Origin of the sequence: Agromyces kandeliae (genome assembly GCF_009674665.1) — a bacterium.
Taxonomy (GTDB): Bacteria; Actinomycetota; Actinomycetes; order Actinomycetales; family Microbacteriaceae; genus Agromyces; species Agromyces kandeliae.
The window spans coordinates 1-21,550 of sequence record NZ_WKJD01000017.1 but is presented as its reverse complement, the minus strand read 5'-3'; the positions used below and the strand labels follow the sequence as shown (position 1 = coordinate 21,550).

General features: G+C 72.1%; 18 protein-coding genes. 7 read left to right on the top strand and 11 right to left on the bottom strand.

Translation table 11 applies throughout. The annotated features are described in order from the left end of the window. Positions 1 to 8: 8 nt before the first annotated feature. On the bottom strand, positions 9 to 707 hold the full coding sequence (locus GJR97_RS12705; RefSeq protein ID WP_154347042.1) for a hypothetical protein: 699 nt from the start codon (positions 705 to 707) through the stop codon (positions 9 to 11). A 171-nt stretch (positions 708 to 878) separates the two neighbouring features. Between GJR97_RS12705 and GJR97_RS18320 the strand changes: the two genes are divergently transcribed. The 4 genes from GJR97_RS18320 (at position 879) to mdlC (ending at position 4,974) form a co-directional block, all read left to right on the top strand. Further along, on the top strand, positions 879 to 2,021 hold the full coding sequence (locus GJR97_RS18320) for a sensor histidine kinase (protein WP_154347040.1): 1,143 nt from the start codon (positions 879 to 881) through the stop codon (positions 2,019 to 2,021). Continuing rightward, on the top strand, positions 2,018 to 2,752 hold the full coding sequence (locus GJR97_RS12695) for a response regulator (protein ID WP_154347038.1): 735 nt from the start codon (positions 2,018 to 2,020) through the stop codon (positions 2,750 to 2,752). Before GJR97_RS18320 ends, GJR97_RS12695 begins: the two co-directional genes overlap by 4 nt. 127 nt (positions 2,753 to 2,879) lie before the next feature. Beyond that, positions 2,880 to 3,245, top strand: a complete 366-nt coding sequence (locus tag GJR97_RS12690; protein WP_154347036.1) for a DUF2255 family protein — start codon at positions 2,880 to 2,882, stop codon at positions 3,243 to 3,245. A gap of 97 nt (positions 3,246 to 3,342) precedes the next feature. Beyond that, a complete protein-coding gene (gene mdlC, locus GJR97_RS12685; RefSeq protein ID WP_324613467.1) occupies positions 3,343 to 4,974 on the top strand; it encodes a benzoylformate decarboxylase in 1,632 nt (543 codons plus the stop codon). Here the strand turns inward: mdlC and GJR97_RS12680 are convergent. The 6 genes from GJR97_RS12680 to GJR97_RS12655 all read right to left on the bottom strand — a co-directional run bounded on the left by GJR97_RS12680 (position 4,946) and on the right by GJR97_RS12655 (position 12,737). Further along, on the bottom strand, positions 4,946 to 6,034 hold the full coding sequence (locus GJR97_RS12680) for a LacI family DNA-binding transcriptional regulator (RefSeq protein ID WP_154347032.1): 1,089 nt from the start codon (positions 6,032 to 6,034) through the stop codon (positions 4,946 to 4,948). The genes mdlC and GJR97_RS12680 overlap by 29 nt on opposite strands. 36 nt (positions 6,035 to 6,070) lie before the next feature. Continuing rightward, positions 6,071 to 8,218 carry an alpha-xylosidase gene (gene yicI / locus GJR97_RS12675; RefSeq protein WP_154347030.1) on the bottom strand — a complete coding sequence of 716 codons (2,148 nt, stop codon included), beginning with the start codon at positions 8,216 to 8,218 and terminating at the stop codon, positions 6,071 to 6,073. Next, positions 8,218 to 9,165: a carbohydrate ABC transporter permease gene (locus GJR97_RS12670; protein ID WP_154347028.1), complete on the bottom strand. Its 948-nt coding sequence runs from the start codon at positions 9,163 to 9,165 to the stop codon at positions 8,218 to 8,220. The genes yicI and GJR97_RS12670 overlap by 1 nt, the downstream gene beginning before the upstream one ends. Beyond that, positions 9,162 to 10,166 (bottom strand): carbohydrate ABC transporter permease, encoded by a 1,005-nt coding sequence (locus tag GJR97_RS12665; protein ID WP_154347026.1) that lies wholly within the window; start codon positions 10,164 to 10,166, stop codon positions 9,162 to 9,164. The genes GJR97_RS12670 and GJR97_RS12665 overlap by 4 nt, the downstream gene beginning before the upstream one ends. Positions 10,167 to 10,273: 107 nt before the next feature. After that, entirely contained in the window at positions 10,274 to 11,566 is a 1,293-nt protein-coding gene (locus GJR97_RS12660) for an ABC transporter substrate-binding protein (RefSeq protein ID WP_154347025.1), read from the bottom strand. Positions 11,567 to 11,714: 148 nt separating this feature from the next. After that, a complete protein-coding gene (locus tag GJR97_RS12655; protein ID WP_154347023.1) occupies positions 11,715 to 12,737 on the bottom strand; it encodes a LacI family DNA-binding transcriptional regulator in 1,023 nt (340 codons plus the stop codon). A gap of 198 nt (positions 12,738 to 12,935) precedes the next feature. On the opposite strand from GJR97_RS12655, the gene xylA reads away from it, so the two are divergent. From xylA to GJR97_RS12640, 3 genes are all read left to right on the top strand, one after another. Beyond that, the gene (xylA, locus tag GJR97_RS12650; RefSeq protein WP_154347021.1) at positions 12,936 to 14,126 is read left to right on the top strand and encodes a xylose isomerase; all 1,191 of its coding nucleotides are present in this window, start codon (positions 12,936 to 12,938) and stop codon (positions 14,124 to 14,126) included. Between the two features lie 10 nt (positions 14,127 to 14,136). Beyond that, positions 14,137 to 15,534 carry a xylulokinase gene (locus GJR97_RS12645; protein WP_154347019.1) on the top strand — a complete coding sequence of 466 codons (1,398 nt, stop codon included), beginning with the start codon at positions 14,137 to 14,139 and terminating at the stop codon, positions 15,532 to 15,534. A 113-nt stretch (positions 15,535 to 15,647) separates the two neighbouring features. Next, positions 15,648 to 15,914: a hypothetical protein gene (locus tag GJR97_RS12640; protein WP_154347017.1), complete on the top strand. Its 267-nt coding sequence runs from the start codon at positions 15,648 to 15,650 to the stop codon at positions 15,912 to 15,914. A gap of 141 nt (positions 15,915 to 16,055) precedes the next feature. Here GJR97_RS12640 and GJR97_RS12635 read toward each other — a convergent pair whose 3' ends face one another. From GJR97_RS12635 to GJR97_RS12620, 4 genes are all read right to left on the bottom strand, one after another. Next, positions 16,056 to 17,153, bottom strand: coding sequence for a glycerate kinase (locus GJR97_RS12635; protein ID WP_324613466.1), 1,098 nt, complete (start codon positions 17,151 to 17,153; stop codon positions 16,056 to 16,058). Further along, the gene (locus GJR97_RS12630) at positions 17,150 to 17,872 is read right to left on the bottom strand and encodes a ThuA domain-containing protein (protein ID WP_154347013.1); all 723 of its coding nucleotides are present in this window, start codon (positions 17,870 to 17,872) and stop codon (positions 17,150 to 17,152) included. The genes GJR97_RS12635 and GJR97_RS12630 overlap by 4 nt, the downstream gene beginning before the upstream one ends. Before the next feature lie 34 nt (positions 17,873 to 17,906). Continuing rightward, positions 17,907 to 19,916 (bottom strand): beta-galactosidase, encoded by a 2,010-nt coding sequence (locus GJR97_RS12625; protein WP_324613465.1) that lies wholly within the window; start codon positions 19,914 to 19,916, stop codon positions 17,907 to 17,909. A 103-nt stretch (positions 19,917 to 20,019) separates the two neighbouring features. Then, complete coding sequence (locus GJR97_RS12620; RefSeq protein WP_154347011.1) at positions 20,020 to 21,306, bottom strand: ABC transporter substrate-binding protein; 1,287 nt, start codon at positions 21,304 to 21,306, stop codon at positions 20,020 to 20,022. Positions 21,307 to 21,550: the final 244 nt, after the last annotated feature.

The following is a 21,550-nucleotide window of genomic DNA, read 5'->3' as shown; positions in this document are numbered from 1 at the left end:
GCAGTGCATCACGCGACGGATGCCGCGGCCGCGCGCCGCGCCACCGACTCCGCCGCGAGCGCCCATCCCCACATCAGCGGGAGCATGGCGCTGCCCATCGAGGTGATCTCGGTGATGACGAAGAAGAACGGCAGCATCGCGATCAGCAACCACGCGGTCGTCCGCGGACGGAACCCCCGCCGCAGGAGCACGATGCCGAACGGGATGCCGCCGAGCCCGATGACCGCGAAGGCGGCGAGTCCGACCAGGAAGAACGCGTCGGACCACGGCGTGTAGTAGTCCCCGGCGAGCGCGAGCACGAGCAGTCCGTACGCGCCGAGCTGCACGCGCCACAGCACTCGCTCGGCGCCGACCGGCCCACGATCGCGGTACGCGAGGACCGCCGCGGCCAGGAACGCGAGGCCGACCGGCAGCCAGATCTTGCCGTACGTCCAGTAGACGAGCGTCGGGTCGCCCCAGTCGAGCAGTGGGCGGAGGGCATCGATCGCGGGCCGCGCCCACGCCGCCACCAGAGGCGACTCGAGGTCCTCGGGGTGCGCGGCGACGCGGCTCAGCGCGTGCAGCTGGCCGGCGATGGTGCCGAAGCCCGCCATGGCCCAGGCGATCACGGCGATCAGGCGGGCACGGCGGGCCGAGACGGGTGGGGCGGCGGGCCCCGCCGCGGCGGTGGCCGCGTCGGGTGCGGCGGTCGTGGTTCGGTCGCTCATGGTCGATCTCCTTCGGTGGTGATGCGCTGAGGTGCGGTCGGCGCCGACCGTACGGTCGAGCGGATGACGCGGCGTCGCGCCGTGGCACCGATCGGGTGGACCAGGGGAGGAAACGTCGCGTCCTCCCACGGGAGGATGCCCTCGAGGTGCCGCTGGGCGTAGCATCCCCACGTGCAGGCGAGGATCCGGGCCACCGACATCGCGATCGCCGCGATCGTGTGCCTGGTCGCGCAGCTGGACGTCTGGGCCGGCATCGGCACGACGAACGCGGTCGGGCCGGAATGGGCCCGTTCACTCGCATTCGGCCTGGCCGCCGCCCTGCTCGTGTTCCGCCGGGCTCACCCGCTCGGCGTGCTCGCCGGCGTGATCGGGGTGTACCTCGTCGAATTCGCGATCGTCGGTTCGCCCGAGGGCAACGCGGTGCTGCTGGCGCCGCTCGTCGCCATCTACACCGTCGGACGGCTCGAGACGATGCCCCGGTCGTTGCTCGGTGTCGCGCTCGGCGTGGTGCTCTGGTTCGGCTGGTCGTGGCTCGACCCGCTGAACGCGACGTTCGCGGACATGCTCGACACCATCGTGTGGCTCGCACCGTGGGTGATCGCCTGGCTCGTCGGGGCACTCGTACGCACGACGCTGCAGGCCCGCGACCAGCGTCGCGCGGCGCTCGCGCAGCGCGAGTCGCGCGCGATCGCCGAGGAGCGCAACCGCATCGCGCGCGAGCTCCACGACGTCGTCGGCCACAGCCTCTCGGTGATGATCGTCCAGGCCGCGGCCGTCCGGCGTCGACTCGCCGCCGACCAGCACGTCGAGCGGACCGCGCTGGAGGCGGTCGAGTCCGCCGGCCGTGAGGCGCTCACCGAGATGCGCCGGCTCGTCGGCGTGCTGCGGACCGACGAGGCCGCCGACCGGGAACCCGCGCCGGGACTCGGCGACCTCGACCGGCTGGCCGAACGCGTGACCGCGGCCGGGCTCCCGGTCTCGGTGTCGGTGACGGGCGAGGCGCGCGAGCTCCCCGCCGCGCTCGACGTGACCGCGTACCGGCTCGTGCAGGAGGGCCTGACGAACGCGCTGCGACATGCTGGCGGCGCCTCCGCGGCGCGCGTGGACGTCGAGTACGGCGACGCCGCACTGCGCCTTCGGGTGATCGACGACGGCGCGGGGCCCGACATGGAGGTCACGCGCTCGAACGCGGGCGGAAGCGGCCTCGCGGGCCTGCGCGAGCGGGTGGCGCTGTACGGCGGATCGCTGCTCGCCCGCCCGCACGACGGCGGTGGATTCGAACTGCTGGCCGAGTTGCCATTGGAGGCCGCATGACCGGATCCACGCCGTCGAGGCATCCGTCTCCGCGCACCGACGACTCGCGTGGCGACGCCATCCGCGTGCTCGTCGTCGACGACCAGGCGCTGGTCCGCACCGGCTTCCGGATGATCCTCGAGATCGAGCCCGACCTGGAGGTCGTCGGCGAGGTCGCCGACGGCGAGCAGGCGGTCGAGGCGACGCGCGACCTCCAGCCGCACGTCGTGCTCATGGACGTGCGGATGCCGCGCGTCGACGGCATCGAGGCGACGCGCCGGATCGTCGCGGAGCACGGGAGCGCCGTCCGCGTCGTCATGCTCACGACCTTCGACCTGGACGAGTACGTCTACGACGCGCTCCAGGCCGGAGCGAGCGGGTTCCTGCTGAAGGACGTGCAGGCCGAACTCCTCGTCGCGGGGGTGCGCGCCGTGCACGAGGGCGACGCACTGCTCGCGCCGAGCGTCACCCGGCGCATGATCGAGACGTTCGTGGCCCGGCCGCGGCCGGACGCGGCATCCGCCCCGGCGCACCTCGTCGCCGCGCTCACGGACCGCGAACGCGACGTGCTCGCGCTCGTCGCCCAGGGGCGCACGAACGGCGAGATCGCGGCCGACCTGTTCATCTCGGAGACGACGGTGAAGACCCACGTGGGTCGGCTGCTGGCGAAGCTCGGCGCCCGCGACCGCGTGCACGCGGTGATCATCGCGTACGAGGCCGGACTCACCGGCGGCGTTCCACGCCGCGGCTGACCCGGCGGGCGCCGGGCGGGCGCGAGGCACGTACCGGCAGGGCATCCCTCCCGTCGCCGCATGCGCCTACCGTGGTTCACAGCAGCGCCGCGCGCGACCGCGCGGACACGACCGAGAGGATGCCGGCATGACCGCATGGAGCACCCGCGACCTCGACTCCCTCGAGCGCGCCTCGGAGATCCGCGTGGCGGGACGACGCACGGACGGCTCGCTTCCGACCCCCACGACCGTCTGGGGCGTCGTGGTCGACGGCGCACTGTACCTGCGCTCGTACAAGGGGCCGGACGGCCGGTGGTATCGAGCCGCCAGGCGACACGACGAGGGCGCGATCACCTGGGGCGGCAGGACGATCGACGTCTCGTTCGTGCCAGACGCCTCCAAGGACGCGGAGATCGACGCCGCCTACCTCGCGAAGTACGGCAACGGCAGTGCGACGCAGGCGATGATCACGAGCCCGGCCACCGAGACGACGCTGCGCGTCGAGCCGCGCTGATCGGGCCGTCCGCGGGCCCTCGTGCCGTTGCGGCATCCGGGCCGCTCTGGCAGGGTGTGCGCCGAGACCGCCGGGGATGCCGAGGGGGCGAGGCGACGTGGTCACCGTACGAGAAGCGACATTCCAACTGTTCCGCGAGCTGGGCCTGACGACCGTCTTCGGCAATCCGGGCTCGACCGAGGAGACCTTCCTCAAGGACTTCCCGTCCGACTTCACCTACGTGCAGACGCTCGCCGAGGCCGCCGCCGTCGGTGCGGCCGACGGGTTCGCGCAGGCGACACGCGCGCCGACGCTCGTCAACGTGCACACGTCGGCGGGCCTGTCGAACGGGATGTCGAACATCCTGACCGCGTTCATGAACCGCACGCCGCTCATCGTGACGGCGGGCAACCAGACGCGCGACATGCTGCTGATGGAGCCGTGGCTGACGAACATCGAGCCGTCGGTGCTGCCGAAGCCGTGGGTGAAGTGGAGCTACGAGCCGGTGCGGGCCGGTGACGTCCCGGCTGCCTTCATGCGCGCGTACGCGATCGCGACGCAGCCGCCGCAGGGCCCGGTCTTCCTCTCGATCCCGCTGGACGACTGGGATCGGGAGGCCGACGGTCCCGCGGTCGTCCGCCGTGTCGCCAACCGGATCGCTCCCGATCCGGCGCGCATCGCGGAGTTCGCCGTGCGCCTGTCGTCGGCGGAGCATCCGGCCCTCGTCCTCGGCGCTTCGGTCGCCCGCGAGCAGGGCTGGGACCAGGCCGTCACGCTCGCCGAACGGCTGAACGCCACGGTCTGGGCGGCACCGGCCTCGGAGCGGGCACCGTTCCCCGAGCACCACCCGCTGTACGCGGGCGGCCTGCCGTTCGCGATCGGCCCGCTCGCCGAGAAGCTCGCCGGGCACGACGTCGCGATCGTGATCGGCGCGCCCGTGTTCCGCTACTACCCGTACGTCGCGGGGCCGTACCTGCCCGACGGCCTCCAGCTCCTGCACGTCTCGGACGATCCGGCGGAGACCGCGAAGGCTCCGGTCGGCGACAGCCTGATCGGCGATCCGCTGCTCGCGATGCAGGCCCTGACGGAGATCATCGAGGCCCGCCCGGCGCCGATGCGCACGGTCGAGATGCTGCCGCACCGGATGGCGCCCACCCCGGTCTCCGCGGACGCCGAGCAGGAGCCGCCCGAGGGCGTCCTCACCCCGCTGCAGCTCTTCCGCATCCTCAGGGATGCGACTCCGCCCGACACCGTGCTCGTCGAGGAGTCCCCGTCGAACCTCGCCGAGCTCCACGCCGCGTGGCCCGTCGAGGTCCCGGACACGTTCTTCACGTTCGCGTCGGGCAGCCTCGGGTGGAACCTGCCGGCCTCCGTGGGCATCGCGCTCGCGGAGCGCAGGACGGGTCGCAACCGCCCGGTGCTCGCAGTGATGGGCGACGGCTCGCTGCAGTACTCCATCCAGGCGCTCTGGACGGCGGCGCAGCACGATGCGCACCTGATCGTCGTCGTGCCTCGCAACGGCGAGTACGCGATCCTCAAGTCGTTCGCGGAACTCGAAGAGACCCCCGGCGTGCCGGGCCTCGAGATCCCGGGGCTCGACATCGTCTCGCTGGCGAAGGGCTACGGATGCCGCGGCGTCGAGGCCGGCACGGACGACGAGGTGCGCTCGGCGCTCGCGCACGCGCTCGAGCACGGGGGCACGTCGGTCATCGTCGTGCCGGTCACGCCGACGGTGCCGTCGCTGCTCTAGCACGAGGCTGCGACGACCGCGAGGCAGCTGCGGCCGGGGCCGCAGTGCTGTCGCGCACGACGAGGCTCGTCGCGAGGTCCATCCGCGGCGTCGGCGCGCCCGGGTCGAGCGGGTCCTCGGCGAGTCGGATGGCGAGGCGTGCCGCCTCCTCGCCCATGCGGCGCAGCGGCTGGTGGACGGTCGTGAGCTTGGGCGTGAGCCAGCGGGCGAGCGGGATGTCGTCGTAGCCGACGACCGAGAGGTCGTCGGGCACGTGGATGCCGCGCTCGCGCGCGGCCTCGAGCACGCCGAGCGCCTGCATGTCGCTGCCGGCGAAGATCGCGGTGGGGCGGTCCTCGCGATCGAGGAGCTCGCGGGCCCGGTCGCGGCCGCCGGACACGTGGAAGTCGCCGAAGCGGATCCACTCCTCGTCGACCGGGAGCCCGGCCGAGTTCATCGCGGAACGGTAGCCGTCGATGCGCGCGAGCGAGCACATCATGTCGGCCGGTCCGGTGATCGCGGCGATCCGCCGGTGGCCGAGCTCGATGAGGTGCCGCGTCGCGGCCAGGCCGCCTGACCAGTTCGCCGAGCCGACCGACGGCACGTCGGGCGACGGGTCGCCGGCCGGGTCGACGATGACGAACGGGATGGCACGCGAGTGGAGCTGCTCGTGGTACTCGGGCGCCAGGTCGCTGAAGACGAGCACGACTCCGACCGGCCGCCGACGCATGACGCCCTCGACCCAGTCGGGGTCGGGCGAGTGGCGGGTGCCGCTCACGGTCAGCACGACGCTCAGTCCGTGCTCCTTCGCCACCGACTCGACGCCGTCGATGACCTCCATGGACCAGATCGGGTCGAGCTCGTGGAAGACGAGCTCGATGAGTTCGGCGCGCGCCTCCGAGCGCCCGCCCCCGCGACGTCGGTACCCGCGCTCGGCGAGCACGTGCTCGACGCGCGCGCGGGTCGCGGCCGCGACATCCGAGCGACCGTTCAGCACCTTCGAGATCGTCGCGAGCGAGACGCCCGCCTCGGCGGCGATGTCGGCGAGCGTGACGCGCTCGGGCGCGGCATCCGTTGTCATGTTTCGAAGCCTAGCCTCGAAACTTGCGAAGCGCACTCAGCCGCGCACGACGCCGGGTGCTCCGTCCTCGTCGACCACCGGGATCTCCGCCCCGCCCCGGATCCACAGCGGGACCGTGTCGAAGCCGTGCCGCTCGCGGCGCCATCCGCCGCCCTCGACGGTCTCGCGCGTGAACCAGTTCGTCCACGCCCCCTCGGGCAGGTAGTACTCGACCTCGCCGGACGCCGAGAAGACCGGTGCGACGAGCAGGTCGGGACCGAGCAGGTACTGCCGGTCGAGGTGGGCGACGGCGGGGTCGCCGGGGAAGGCGAGCTGCATCGGCCGCATGATCGGGATGCCGGCGGCGTGCGCCTGCTCCCCCGCCGCGACGAGGTACGGACGCAGCGACGCCTTGAGCTTCGCGAACGTGCGCGCGACCTCGACCGCGCTCTGTCCCGGCGCCTCGTCGCCCGTGTCGAACGCCCACGGGACCCGGTAGCTCGTCGAGCCGTGCAGGCGCGAGTGGCTCGAGAGCAGCCCGAACGCGAGCCAGCGCTTGAAGACGGCGGGATCGGGGCTGCCCTCGAAGCCGCCGATGTCGTGGCTCCAGTAGCCGAAGCCCGTCATCGCGAGCGAGAGGCCGCCGCGCAGGCTCTCGGCCATCGACGTGAACGTCGAGGAGTTGTCGCCGCCCCAGTGCACCGGCATCGACTGCCCGCCCGCGGTCGCCGACCGGGCGAAGAGCACGGCCTCGCCCTCACCCCGTTCGGCCTCGAGCACCTCGAACACCGCGCGGTTGTAGAGGTCGGTGTACCGGTGGTGCATCGCCTCGGGGTCGCTGCCGTCGTGCCAGACCACGTCGATCGGGATCCGCTCGCCGAAGTCGGTCTTGATCGCGTCCACACCCTGGACGACGAGTCCGCGCAGGTGATCCTGGAACCAGCGCGTCGCCTCCGGGTTCGTGAAGTCGACGAGCGCCATGCCCGCCTGCCAGAGGTCCCACTGCCACACCGAGCCGTCGGGGCGGCGCACGAGGTAGCCGTGCTCGAGGCCCTCGCGGAACAGCCGCGACCGCTGCGCGATGTACGGGTTCAGCCACGCGCTCACCCGCAGGTCGCGCTCGTGCAGCCGCGCGAGCATGCCCTCGGGGTCGGGGAAGACCGCGGGGTCCCACTGGAAGTCGGTCCAGTGGAACTCGCGCATCCAGAAGCAGTCGAAGTGGAAGACCTCGAGCGGGATGTCGCGCTCGGCCATGCCGTCGATGAAGGCGTTCACCGTCGCCTCGTCGTAGTCGGTCGTGAAGCTCGTCGAGAGCCACAGGCCGTACGACCAATCGGGCACGCGGGCGGGCCGCCCGGTGAGCCGGGTGTAGCGGTCCAGGACCTCGGCGGGCGTCGGACCGGCGATGACGAAGAACTCCAGGCACTCCCCCGCGACCGAGAACTGCACCTGCTCGACGGCCTCCGAGCCGACCTCGAACGACACGTGCCCGGCGTGGTTCACGAGCACGCCGTAGCCGCGGTCGGTCAGGTAGAACGGCACGTTCTTGTACGCCTGCTCGCTCGACGTGCCGCCGTCGGCGTTCCAGATGTCGACCGTCTGGCCGTTCTTCACGAGCGGACCGAACCGCTCGCCGAGCCCGTAGACCGATTCGCCGACGCCGAGCGAGAGCTGGGCGTGCAGGTAGGCGGATGCCTCGGCGAGCCCCGTGCTCGAGATCCCGGTCACGCCGGCGGGCTCGGCCGCGACCGGGGCACCCGGCGCGAGCTTCAGGTACCCGACCGACTTGTGACCGCTCGTCGTGAGCGTCGTGCCCGAGCCGTCTTCGAACGCGAGGCCCCACGGGGCACCGCGCCGGACCCGAGCGCGCAGGGCGCCCGCGTCGACCACGCCGCCCTCGTCGTCGACCGAGACCGCGGCGCGGTACGCGTCATCCGTCGCCAGTTCGAACCCCACGTCGCGGGGCGTGCCGCAGTGGTGCTCCACCCGCACGCGGATGACGCCCTCGGCGACGCCCGCGAGGGAGACCGTGAGCATCGGCCGGTTGAGCGTGTCGCCGCGCGCGGCGATCACCCGCGTCGGGGCCCAGACGACGAGCTCGTCGCGGTCGTCCTCGCCATGCTCGACCGCGAGGTCGCGCGCCTCCTGTGCGTAGAGCGCCTCGACTCCGGGCCGGACGTGCCAGAACCCGTCGGTGAACTTCATTACTTGACCGCTCCTGCCGTGATGCCCCTGGTGAGGGTGCGCTGGAAGATGAGGAAGAACACGAGCGTCGGGATGAGCCCCAGGAGGGCCGACGCGCTCGTCGTGGTGACGTCCATCAGCCGGTCGCCCTGGAGGACCGTGATCGCCACGGGCACCGTCTGGGTCGCGTTCGACACGAGGAAGGTCAGCGGGATCAGGAACTCGTTCCACGTCCAGATGAAGAAGAAGATGAGCAGCACCGACAGCGTCGGCCGCGAGATCGGGTAGACCACGCGCCAGAGGATCTGCCAGCGCGAGGCGCCGTCGAGCGACGCGGCCTCGAGCAGCTCCTTCGGGAAGGTCGAGTACACCGACGCGAGCAGGTAGGTGCCGAACGCCGACTGGATGACCGTGAAGATGATGATCACCGCCCACTGGCTGTCGTAGAGCCCGGCCTCCTTGAACATGAAGTACAGCGGGTAGAGCAGCACCTCCTGCGGCAGCATGTTCGCCAGCAGGATGAGCACGACGATCCAGAGCCGCCCCTTCACCCGTCCTATGCCGAGCGCGAAGGCGTTGAACATCGAGATGAGCACCGCGAAGACCGCGACGAGGCCCGAGATGAAGACGCTGTTCCACAGCTTCTCGGGGAAGTTCACGCGCTCCCAGAACGCGACGAGACCGTCGACGTAGAACTCGGTCGGCAGCGCCAGCGGACCCGAGGTGTTGTAGTCGGCCGGCGACTTGAACGAGTTGACCAGGATCAGCAGGAACGGCACGGCGATGAAGAAGCCGAGCACGATCGCGATGACGAGCACGAGCCAGTCGCCGGGGGTGCGCTTGCCGGTGCGGCGTCGCCGCGGTCGGGTGCCGCTGCGCGGCGTCAGGGCGGCGGGCGCGGGCGCGGCATCCGTCGGGAGTTCGACGTCGCGGCGCTCGGGGTCGAGCTCCTCGATGATGGTGCTCATCGCTCGGCCTCCTTCTTCTCCATGCGGTGCTGGGCGAGGATGAACAGCACGCTGACCGCGGCGATCACGATCGTGAGCGCGGTCGCGATGGTCGCGCCGTAGCCGACCTGCTGCGACTGGAAGAACTCGCTGTACGCGTAGTAGGCGGGGACGATCGTCGACGTGCCCGGCCCGCCGCCGGTGAGGGCGTAGACGGGACCGAACACCTTGAGCGCCGCGATCGTGCAGGTCAGCGTGACCACGAAGATCTCGGGGCGGATCATGCCGAGCGTGATCGCCCGGAACCGCTGGAACCAGTTCGCGCCGTCGAGTTCGGCGGCTTCGTAGAGCTCCGGGTCGACGCGCTGCAGCGCCGCCATGAAGATCACGATCGGGTAGCCGAGCTGGACCCAGACCATGATGACCATGAGGCTCGGCAGCGCCGTGTCGGGGCTGCCGAGCCAGTTGTGGGCGAGGTCGCCGAGGCCGACGGCCTCGAGCACCTGGTTGAGGGCGCCGTTCTGGGGGCGCAGGATCCAGCCGATGACGATGGCCGCGATGACCGCGGGCAGGATCTGCGGCAGGTAGTACGTCGCGCGCAGGAAGCTCGCGAGCCGGCCGCCGAACTTGCGGCCGATCAGGTCGAACAGCATCGCCGCGAGCAGCAGGCCGAGGAGCGTCGGCGCGATGACCATGGCGAGGATCATCGCGATCGAGTTGCCGAAGCTCGTCCAGAAGACGCGATCGCCCATGAGCTCGACCCAGTTCTCGAGGCCGATCCACTCGGGCGGGCGGATGCCGCGGTACTCGGTGAACGTGAGGTAGACGTTCCAGACGAGCGGGACGACGACGATCACGGCGAGGAGCGCGAGGCCGGGCACGAGGTAGAGCCAGTAGGTGCCGCGGCGGGCGCCGGGGATCAGGCCGTCCTCCGGCCCGGCGGGGCGACGCGACCTGCGGCGGCCTCCCGCGGCATCCGTCGCCTCGATGGTCGTCGCGGCCCTGGTGTCGAGGGCTGACATGGGTGGTTCCTTCCGGTGGTCCGGGCGGGCCGCGCTGCGGCCCGGTGGGGCGTGGCCCCGAGGGGCGGATGCCGCGGCGCACGCACTCGCCGCGGCATCCGAGCCGGTCAGCCGACGATGTCGTCGACGCCCGACTGGTACTGCTCGCCGAGCTGCTGCTGCACCTCGGACGGGGACTTGGTGCCGTTGACGAGCTCCTGGAGCCCGGCGTTCAGCTCGTCGTAGAAGGTCGGCGTGGGCCAGTCGGGGTAGAACGAGATGCCGTCCATGTCGTTCAGCGCGTTGAAGTTCGCGATGAGCTCCTGCGACTTCTCGTCGGTGATGTCGGCCTCGTCGGCCGCGACGGGCACGCCGCCGTTGTTGCCGAGCAGCGCCTGGATCTCGGGGCGCATCGTGATGTCGATGAACTCGTAGGCGAGTTCCTTGTTCTTCGCCCGCTCGGGCACGACCCACATGTTGCCCGCGGATCCCGGCGACAGCTCGGCCTCGGGGAAGAGGAACGTGCCCCACTCGAAGTCGGTGATCTCGTTCACGAAGCGGCCGTACCACCAGCTGCCGGAGTAGAAGATCGGGGCGTCCCCGCTGATGAAGCCCACGCCGGCGTCCTCGGCCTTGAGGCCGGAGGCATCCGTCGAGATGTAGCCCGCGTCGACCCAGTCCTTCACGGTCTCGGTCGCGGTCGAGATCTCGTCGCCCGACCAGTCGATCGGGTTCTCGTAGAGCTGGTAGTCGTTGACGAACTGCCGGTCGGCCTCGCCCAGCGCGAGCTGGTACCAGAGCTGGCCGAGCGGGTACTCGGCGGCGGACTCGGCGAGCGGGGTGACACCCTGGTCGGCGAACGTCGCCATCACGTCCTCGAACTCGGCGAGCGTGGTCGGCACCTCGACGCCGGCCTCGGCGAACGCGTCCTTGTTGTAGTAGACCTGCACGAACTCGCCGTAGTTGGGCACGCCGTACCAGCTGCCCGAGCCCATGACGCCGTCCTCGTCGTACTTCGCAGTCGTCTGGAGCGCGGGCGCCAGCTGGTCGCCCCAGCCGTACTCGTCGACGACGTCGTCGAGCGGCGTGAGCAGGCCCTCGCTCGAGAGCAGGCCCGCGGTCGCGTTGCCCTTGTTGTACTCGAGCAGGTCGGGCGCCTCGTCGGAGTTCAGCACCTGGCTGGCCGTCGAGCGGATCTGCTCGAAGCTCTTCTCCTCGAACTCGACCGTCGCTCCGGTCTCCTCCTCGAAGACCTCGATCGCCTCGGCCCAGGCGATGCCCATGGCCGAGTCCGCGCCCTCGTAGTGCCAGAGGCGGAGGACGTTCTCGTCGCCCCCCGCGTCGCTGCCGGAGCAGCCGCTGAGGGCGAGGGCCGCGACGGCGACCGAGGCCGCGACGGCGAGGGTTCTGGTGTGCTTCATTGCTACCTCCTGGTGTGGGTGTGCGGTTCCCCGGCGGGGTGGGGTGGGTTCCGGGGCTGTCTCGGTGGTGGTGTCGGGTCGGGTCGGGGCGAGTTGTCGAAGCGCTTCGATACCGGGCGAACGGATGCCGCGTGTCCGCGGCCGCCCGTCAGCCCGACGCGCCTCCGGGCGGCGCGGTCGAGCCGTGCGCCCGGTACTCGGGGGCGATCAGGTGGACGGCCGCCGGGACCTCGCCGCCGTCGACCATGCGCATCGCGAGCTCGACCGCGAGCTCGCACGACGCGCTCGGCACGAGCGGGACGGAATCGATCGGCGGCTGGAAGGAGGACGTCTCGAAGGTCGCTCCGACGGAGACGACCGAGACGTCCTGGGGCACGCGACGGCCGAGCGCGGCGAGCTCGTCGAGCGCGACCGCATGGCTCGTGTCGTCGCAGTGCAGCACGAGCGCCGTGGCGCCGCCCTCGACCAGGTCGCGGACGGCCGCACGGACCGGCGCGCGACGCGGCCCGTCGGACTCGGGCAGGACGGTGGTGCAGGCCACGCCGCGTTCGGCGGCCCGGGCCTCGAGCCCCCGCCGGACGCGCGGCGGGAAGTTCGACTTCTCGTACGACGTCGGCGGGTGGCCGACGAACCCGATCGAACGGTGCCCGAGGTCGGCCAACCGGTCGACCGCGAGCGCGGACGCCGCCTCGAAGTCGAGGTCGACGCAGACGAGGCCCTCGTGGTCGTCGGGGACGCCGATGAACACGGTGGGCAGCGCGATGCGTCGAGCCAGGTCGACGCGCTCGTCGTCGGGCGCCACGTCGAGCACGAGCACGCCGTCGGCCAGGCCGCTCGACGCGACGCGTCGCATGCCGGCCGACGCCTCCTCCTCGGTGAGGAGCAGGATGTCGTACTCGTACCTGCGCGCGGCGATGGAGGTCGCGAGGACGAACGCCATGTGCGCGGGCGCATGGGTGTCGGCCCGGAACGGCTCGGTGAGCGCGAAGATCTGGGTTCGGCGACCGGCGAGCATGCGGGCGCCGGCGTTCGGCCGGTAGTCGAGCTCGCGCGCCGCCTCCTCGATGCGCCGCCGGGTGTCGGGCGAGATCGAGCGCTTGCCGCTCAACGCGTACGACACGGTGCTGATGGACACGCCGGCGGCTGCGGCCACCTCGTGGATCTTCGCCATGTCGACTCCATCGTCTCGAAGCGTTTCGACTGATTGCGATGGGACTCTACGCCGGTGTCGAAGCGCTTCGCAAGTGTTTTGTCGAATTTGGGAACAAATGGCTTTCCGGGGAGTCGCGCCGGACTTGCCGCCGGCGCGACATCCGGTTATGTTTATCTCGCCAACAAATCATCGATGACGCTGAAAGGCGGATCACCCATGGCCAGCGCGCCCACCCGCGACGACAAGTTCTCCTTCGGCCTCTGGACCGTGGGCTACAACGGCACCGACCCGTTCGGCGGTCCCACCCGCAACGCGCTCGACGTCGTGCACGTCGTCGAGAAGCTCGCCGAGCTCGGCGCCTACGGCCTCACCTTCCACGACGACGACCTGTTCGCATTCGGCTCCTCCGATGCGGAGCGGCAGACGCAGGTCGACCGCCTGAAGGGCGCGCTCGCCGACACCGGCCTCATCGTGCCGATGGTCACCACCAACCTCTTCTCGGCCCCGGTCTTCAAGGACGGCGGGTTCACGTCGAACGACCGCCAGGTGCGCCGCTTCGCGCTCCGCAAGGTGTTCCGCCAGCTCGACCTCGGCGCCGAGCTCGGTGCGAAGACGTTCGTGATGTGGGGCGGCCGCGAAGGCGCCGAGTACGACTCGGCGAAGGACATCCGCGCCGCCCTCGAGCGATACCGCGAGGCGGTGAACCTGCTCGGCGACTACGTGACCGACAAGGGCTACGACATCCGCTTCGCCATCGAGCCGAAGCCGAACGAGCCCCGCGGCGACATCCTGCTCCCGACCCTCGGGCACGCGATCGCGTTCATCGACTCGCTCGAGCGCCCCGAGCTCGTCGGCCTCAACCCCGAGGTGGGCCACGAGCAGATGGCGGGCCTCAACTTCACCGCGGGCATCGCCCAGGCGCTGTACCACGGCAAGCTCTTCCACATCGACCTCAACGGCCAGCGCGGCATCAAGTACGACCAGGACCTCGTGTTCGGCCACGGCGACCTGCACAACGCGTTCTCGCTCGTCGACCTGCTCGAGAACGGCGGCCCCGGCGGCGTCCCGGCCTACGACGGCCCCCGGCACTTCGACTACAAGCCTTCGCGCACCGAGGACGAGACCGGCGTCTGGGAGTCGGCCGCCGCGAACATGCGCACCTACCTCCTGCTCAAGGAGCGCGCCGCCGCGTTCCGCGCCGACCCCGAGGTGCAGGAGGCGCTCGCGGCCGCTCGCGTCGACGAGCTCTCCGTGCCGACCCTCGGCGACGGCGAGACCTACGACGACTTCCTCGCCGACCGCTCGGCGTACGAGGACTTCGACCCGTCGGCGTACCTCGGCGGCAAGGGCTTCGGCTTCGTGCGCCTGCAGCAGCTCGCGACCGAGCACCTGCTCGGCGCCCGCTGAGGCCGTCGCGATGACACTCGTCGCCGGCGTCGACTCGTCGACGCAGTCGTGCAAGGTCGTGATCCGGGATGCCGCGACAGGGGCGCTCGTGCGCTCCGGCCGCGCGCCGCACCCCGACGGCACCGAAGTCGACCCCGCCGCCTGGTGGGGCGCGCTGCTCACGGCGTTCGCCGGCGCCGGCGGATTCGACGGCGTCGACGCGATCTCGATCGCGGGCCAGCAGCACGGCATGGTCGTGCTCGACGCGGACGGCCGCGTCATCCGCGACGCCCTGCTCTGGAACGACACCCGCTCGGCGCGGGCCGCGCGGGACCTGATCGACGAGGTCGGTGCGCCCGCCTACGCGGAGCGGACGGGCGTGGTGCCCGTCGCCTCGTTCACCGCGACGAAGCTGCGCTGGCTGCGCGACGCCGAACCCGCGAACGCGGCGCGCGTCGCCGCCGTGGCGCTCCCGCACGACTGGCTCACCTGGAGGCTGCGCGGCTTCGGGCCGGAGGGCGAGTCGCCGCTCGGGCCGGACCTCGCCGAACTCACGACCGACCGATCGGACGCGAGCGGCACCGCGTACTGGGGCGCCGACGGCTACGACCGCGACCTGCTCGTGCGGGCGCTCGGGCACGACGCGGTCCTGCCGCGCGTGCTCGGGCCCGGCGAACCTGCGGGCCGGACCCCCGACGGCATCCTCGTCGGCCCCGGCGCCGGCGACAACGCCGGCGCCGCGCTCGGGCTCGACGCGGCATCCGGCGACGTCGTGGTCTCGATCGGTACGAGCGGCACGGTGTTCGCCGTCACGGACTCCCCGGTCGCCGACGCGTCGGGCACCGTCGCCGGCTTCGCCGACGCCACCGGACGCTTCCTCCCGCTCATCGCGACGCTGAACGCCGCGCGCGTCCTCGACGCGACCGCCGGGCTCCTGGGCGTCGACCACGCCGAGCTCGGCCGCCTCGCGCTCGAGGCCGAGCCCGGGGCATCCGGCGCCGTGCTCGTGCCGTACTTCGAGGGCGAGCGCACGCCGAACCTCCCGGATGCGACCGCCTCCTTCTCCGGGCTGACGCTCGCGAACACGACCCGTCCCTCGATCGCGCGCGCCGCGGTCGAGGGCCTGCTCTGCGGGCTCGCCGACGGGCTCGACGCGGTGCGCGGGCAGGGCGTCGACGCGCAGCGGATCCTCCTCATCGGCGGAGCCGCGCAGAACCCCGCCGTGCAGGTCGCCGCGACGCAGGTGTTCGACGTCCCGGTCGTCGTGCCGGCGCCCGGTGAGTACGTGGCGGACGGCGCGGCGCGGCAGGCCGCCTGGGTGCTGACCGGCCGACGACCGGCCTGGCCGATCGAGTCCGGCGCCCCGTTCGCGGTCGACGCGCGCCCGGAGATCCGGCGTCGCTATGCGGAGGCGCAGGCGTCGGCCTGAGGATCGGTGGACGCGGGCGGGTCCGGGCGGGGTCCCTGCTTCGGCGCGTAGCATGGCAGGAGGACGTCGTCGTCCGACGACGCCCCTCCGACCGAGCAGGAGGATCGATGATGATGTCCGAACCCGATGAGGCCCGCACAACCGATCCCGACGACGTCGAGGGCACGTACACGGAGGTCGAGGGCGAGGCACCGCGGAAGCGGACCGTCGAGGGCGAGTACACGCGCCGGAACGGCGTCGAGGAAGACGAGTCCGTGGTCGGCGACTACACGTCGACCGAAGAGCACCCGGAGGTCCACGAGGCATCCGAGGAGCACGGCGACTACGCGCGCTCCGAGGGGGGCCACCCGAAGCCGCACCCCGGCCTGCACAAGGGCTGAACGCCGGCCGAGCACCCGCGCTCGCCGAGCCGGCCCCCTCCATCGGGAGGAGATTCCGGCGACCCTGCGGAGTGTCGGACGCCCGCGCGCAGCGCGGCGACCGGAAGTTCCTCCCGAAGGCGGTCTCGACTCGCCGGCCGGTCAGGCCTGCGATCGAGCGAGTTCCGCGCCCGCGGCCTCGAGCCAGCGCAGCGGGTCGGCCATCGCGGCCGCTCCCCCGCCGGCGAGGTCGGTCAGCGACGCGGATGCCGCGAAGCCCGACGCATCGGCGTCGATCGCGCCGGCCACGAGCGCGACGGGCACGCCCGCGACACCCGCTCGCGCGGCGACCTCGCTCGGCACCTTTCCCGCGGCGGACTGCCCGTCGAAGCGCCCCTCGCCGGTGATCACGAGCGTCGCGCCCTCGAGCGCGTCGCCCAGCCCGATGGCGTCGGCGACCGCCGCAGACCCGCCCGCCATGTGCGCACCCCAGGCGAGGAGGCCGAACCCCGTGCCGCCGGCGGCTCCCGCCCCGGCAGCGTCGGCGAACGCGGCGCGGTCGGGCATCGCGCGCACGAGCCGGCCGAGGTTCCGCTCCATCGGCTCGATCTGATCAGGGGTCGCACCCTTCTGCCGGCCGAAGATCGCCGCCGCGCCGAACGGGCCGAGCAGCGGGTTGGTGACGTCGCTGAGGATCGCGGCACCGCCCGACGGCCGCTCCCGGAGGCCCGACAGGTCGACCCGCGCGATCGAGCCGAGCCCGCGATTGCCCGCGGGGACGGGCCACCCGTCGCCGTCGAGGAAGCGTGCGCCCAGTGCGGCGAGCGCCCCCGCGCCGCCGTCGGTCGACGAACTCCCGCCGATCGCGAGGAGCACCCTCGTCGCGCCGCCGTCGAGCGCCGCCGCGATCGCCTGCCCGAAACCGATCGTGTGCGCGTCCAGCGGACGGAGCGGGTCGAGCAGCGTGATGCCGCTCGTGAGGGCGAGCTCGACGAGGGCGCTGCCGTCGGGCAGGCGGAGCCACGCGGCATCCACCGGCCGGTCGTCGGGACCCTGCACCGTGACGGGCACGCGTTCGGAGCCCGCGACCGAGGCCTCGAACGCGTCGAGCGTGCCCTCTCCGCCGTCGGCCATGGGCTTCGGCACGAGCTCGTCGTCCGGCGCCACCGACCGCCACCCGCGCGCGAGCGCGGCGGCGGCCTCGGCCGCGGTCGCGGTGCCCTTGAACGAGTCGGGCGCGACGACGATGCGGCGGCTCACGCGGCGCCCGCCGCCGGGAGCCGGCCTGCCGCCGTCGGCGCCGGCACGCGGCCCAGCCAATCGAGCGCGTTCGCGATCAGCGCCCGGTGGCCCGCCGAGTCGTACGACCGGGCGTCGTGGCCGAGCGCGTCGTACACGAGGCGCGACGGACCGATCTCCCGGGCCCAGACGAGCGGATGCCGGATGCCGTCCTGCTCGTGCTCCGCGATCGGCTCGATGACGTCGTGCAGCAGCAGCGAGCTGTAGCGCTCGTCGTCGAGCGTGAAGTCGTCGAGGCCCTCACGGATGGCGTGGTTGCCCACCAGGTGCACGTGCGCCTCGCCGAGCGGCGGATGCCACGACACGTCCCACTCCCATCGGCCGCCGATCGCACGGTCGAACGCCTCGACGTCGCGCAGGCTCGACGCGGCAGCATGGACGGCGAGGATGCCGACGCCGCGCTCGAGCGCCGCGGCCAGCGGGCCGTCGTCGACCGCGGGCCGTTCGACGGCGGCCGGCAGCGGCTCGCCGTCGGTGCTCGAGCGATCCGGATCGCCGGCGTTCACGACGAGCAGCGCCACGTCGTCGTCGAGCGAACCGAGCGCGGCATCGACGTCCTCCCGGACCACGACGTCGAAGCCCGCCCCGGCGACGAGCTCGGCCAGGCGCGCGCTCGTCTCGGCGTAGTCGTGCCACGGGTCGGCGTACCGCCCGGCACCGCTCAGGATGATGGCCCGCATCGGAACCTCCTCGTTCGGCTGCATCGTACGGCCCTCAGTCGGAGACCACCATGGCCCAGTCGAACGCGTCGAGTCGGACGCGGTCGACCCGCTCGCCGGTCACGGCGTCGGTCCCCGCGACCTCGACCTCCGCGACCGGGCCGCCCTGGTTCACGAGCGTGAGCAGCGGGCCGCGGCGCGCGGCCTCGACGTGCTCGGGCAGCCCCGCGACGACCGGCTCCACCCCGGTCGTCGCGAGGAGTCGATCGACCAGGGACTGCGCTCCGGCCTCGTCGGGGATCGTGGCGAGGTACCGCGCCGTGCCGCCGCGCCCGCCGAGGGCGCGAACCGTGAGCGCCGGGTCGCCCGCGCGGCGGCCCCCGGTGAAGGATGCCTCCACGCGCACGTCCGCGATGACGTGGACCTCCTCCGCGAGCAGCGTGCCCGTCCCCGCGATGCCGTCGCCGTCGCCGTCGCCGTCGCCGGAGAACGGCGCCGTGCGCTCCCCCGGCTCGCTGGGAGCGGCCTCCGTCGGCACGAGCGCGCCGAAGTCCTCGATCCGGATGCCGCAGAGCGGGCCGAGCTGCGTCGCGAACCCGCCGTCGCGGAAGCGGTCGAGCTCGTCGACGACGTCGCTGAACGGACCGACGAGCAGGTGCCCGCCGGCCTCGACGAACGAGGTGAGCGCGGCGGCATCCGCCTCTCGCACCAGGTAGAGCAGCGGCGCGATCACGACGTCGTAGCCCTCGCCCACGCGCGAGGCCGGAACGAGGTCGACCTGCACATGGCGCCGGTGCAGCGCGCGGTACCACCGCTGGACCACGGAGACGTAGTCGAGCGCGTTCTGCGGGTGGTCGGATGCCTCGACGGCCCACCAGTTCTCCCAGTCGAACACGAGCGCGACGCGCGCGACGCGCGTGCCGGCCGGAAGCCCCGGGAGCGCGGCGAGCGTCTCGCCGAGCGCGACGGCCTCGCGCCAGGTGCGCGTCTCGGTGCCGGCGTGCGGGAGCATCGCGGAGTGGAACTTCTCGGAGCCCGCCCTCGACTGCCGCCACTGGAAGAACAGGATGCCGTCGGCCCCGCGCCCGATCGCCTGCGCGCTGAGCGCGGCCATCTGCCCGGGCGCCTTCGGCGCGTTCGTCGGCCGCCAGTTCAGTGCGTTCGTCGCCTGCTCCATGAGGATCCACGGCACCTCGGGCTTCAGCGAGCGGACCAGGTCGCGCTGGAACGCCGCGGCGCGGAACGCCTCGGGGTCGTTCGGGTCGGGGTAGCAGTCGTCGCTCACGAGGTCGAGGTGCTCGACCCAGCGCCCGTAGTCCGCGGGCTTGAACGCGCCCATGAAGTTCGTCGTGATCGGCTGCCTCGCGCCCGCCGCTCGGATGATGTCGCGCTCCATGAGGTAGCACTCGAGCAGCATGTCGCTCGTGAACCGGCGGAAGTCCAGCTCCTGGCCCGGGTTGCGCGAGTAGGGCGCCTTGCGCGGCGGGAGGATCTCGTCGAAGGACTGGTAGCGCTGCGACCAGAAGTTCGTCCCCCAGGCGTCGTTCAGCGACCGGATGTCGCCGTACCGGTCGGCGAGCCAACGGCGGAACGCGTCGCGCGCGGCATCCGAGTAGTCGGCGTTGAGGTGACATCCGTACTCGTTGTTCACGTGCCACATGACGATCGCGGGATGGTTCGCGTACCGCTCCGCGATCGCGGTGACGAGCTCGGCGGCCAGACGCCGGTAGACCGGGCTCGAGGGCGCGAACTGCTGGCGGCTTCCCGGCCAGTAGGTCGCGCCGTCCTCGTCCTGCGGCAGCATCTCGGGGTATGCGGCGGTCGCCCACGGCGGTGGCGAGGCGGTCGCCGTGGCGAGGTCGACGGCGATGCCGCCCTCGTGGAGCAGGTCGATGACCCGGTCGAGCCATCCGAAGTCGAACTCGCCCTCGCTCGGCTGGATGCGCGACCACGCGAAGATGCCGAGGCTCACCATCGTGACGCCGGCCTCGCGCATGCGCGCGACGTCCTCGAGCCAGGTCTCCTCCGGCCACTGCTCGGGGTTGTAGTCGGCGCCGTAGTGCACGGGTGGTCCTCTCGGTGGTGCCGGATGGGGGCGGATGGCTGGGCGATCATGCCGTGGGCGCCGGCCCCCATTGCGGGAGCCGGCGCCCACGGGGCCGGATCGGTCAGCCCAGGATCACCTGCGCCTCACCGAAGAACTGGCTCACCGCGTCGTCGATCGAGATCGCGCCGAGGCCGATCGACTTGCCGAGGTCCCAGAACGTCTGCTCGAGGGAGCCGTAGCCGACGACGGGGACGGGAGGGGCGTCGCCGATGCGGTCGGCGACCGAGTCGAGGTAGTCGGCGACCTGTGCGTCGACGCCCTCGAGGGTCGTGCCCGCGAGCTTCGTCTCCGAGGCGGGGAAGCCGAGCGTGGTGCCGAAGACCTCACCGGCCGCCTCGCTGTTGACGACGAAGTCGAGCCACATCGCGGCTGCCTCGGGATGCTCGGTGTCCGCCGAGATCGCGACCTGCAGGCCGGCCTGGCGGTAGAGGTCCGTGCCGCCGGGGACGTCGAGCGGCGGCGCGACGAGCGTCACCGACTCGGCGCCCGAGTCGGCGAGGTAGCCGCCGAGGAAGTTGCTCCAGCTCGCCTCGCTCGCGGTGCGGTTGGAACCGAAGCCCGAGATCGGGGCGATCTCCTCGAGCTGCTGCTGTGGGATCGCGACGCCGTCGCGGGCCTCGGCGCCCGAGTTCCAGAAGTCGCGGAGCTGGTCCTCGGTGAAGCCGAGCTCGCCGTCCTCGGTGTACAGGTTGCCGCCCTCGGCTCGGAGCACGTTCTCGAACGTCTGGATGCGCTGGGTCATGTCGGTGCCGCCGTAGACCTCGCCACCCGTGGCCTCGGTGACCTCGGCCATCCACTCGGTGTACTCCTCGTAGGACGTGCCGCCCTCGTAGGGCTCGACGCCGGCCTCTGCGAGCAGGCCGTCGTTGAGGAACACGGCCCAGGAGCTGTACCCGGTCGGGAGCGAGTACTGGGTGCCGTCGAGCTGGCCGGTCTGGCGGAGACCCTCGTCGAAGGCGTCGAAGTCGATGTACTCGCCGACCGTGTCGAGGTCGAGCAGCAGGCCGGGCTCGGCGTACTCGCGGAGGTAGGAGTCGGAGAACTGCCACACGTCGGGCAGGCCGCCGCCGGCCGCCTCGGTCTTGCGCTTCTCCCAGTAGGAGGGGAAGTCGGTGAAGGTGCCGTCGATCGTGATGTTGGGGTGCTCGGCCTCGAACGCGTCGATGAGCTGGCCGTAGCGGTCGGCACGGTCGTCGTTGCCCCACCAGGTGAAGTTCAGCGTCACCTCCTCGTCGGGGTCGTACTCGCCGCCGGCGCCGCCGCCCGCGCACCCGGTCAGGGCGAGGGCCGCAGCCCCCGTCATCGCCGCAGCGGCGAGCCAGTGCCGGCCGTTCTTCCTCGTGAACATCGTCGTCCTCCGTGCTGTGGGTGGGGTTCGCGCTCTGGGAAAGCGCTTCCCGGCACACTAGCGTGCAACGTTTCACTCGTCAATACCCGGTCGAGGGCGGCATCGGGGCGGATGCTCCCCCTTCTCCTCCGTTCCGGTTCCGGTTCCCGGTCCGGTTCCCGTTCCCGTTCCCGTTCCGGTCCCCGTTCCCGTTCCCGTTCCCGTTCCCGTTCCCGTTCCCGTTCCCGTTCCCGTTCCCGTTCCC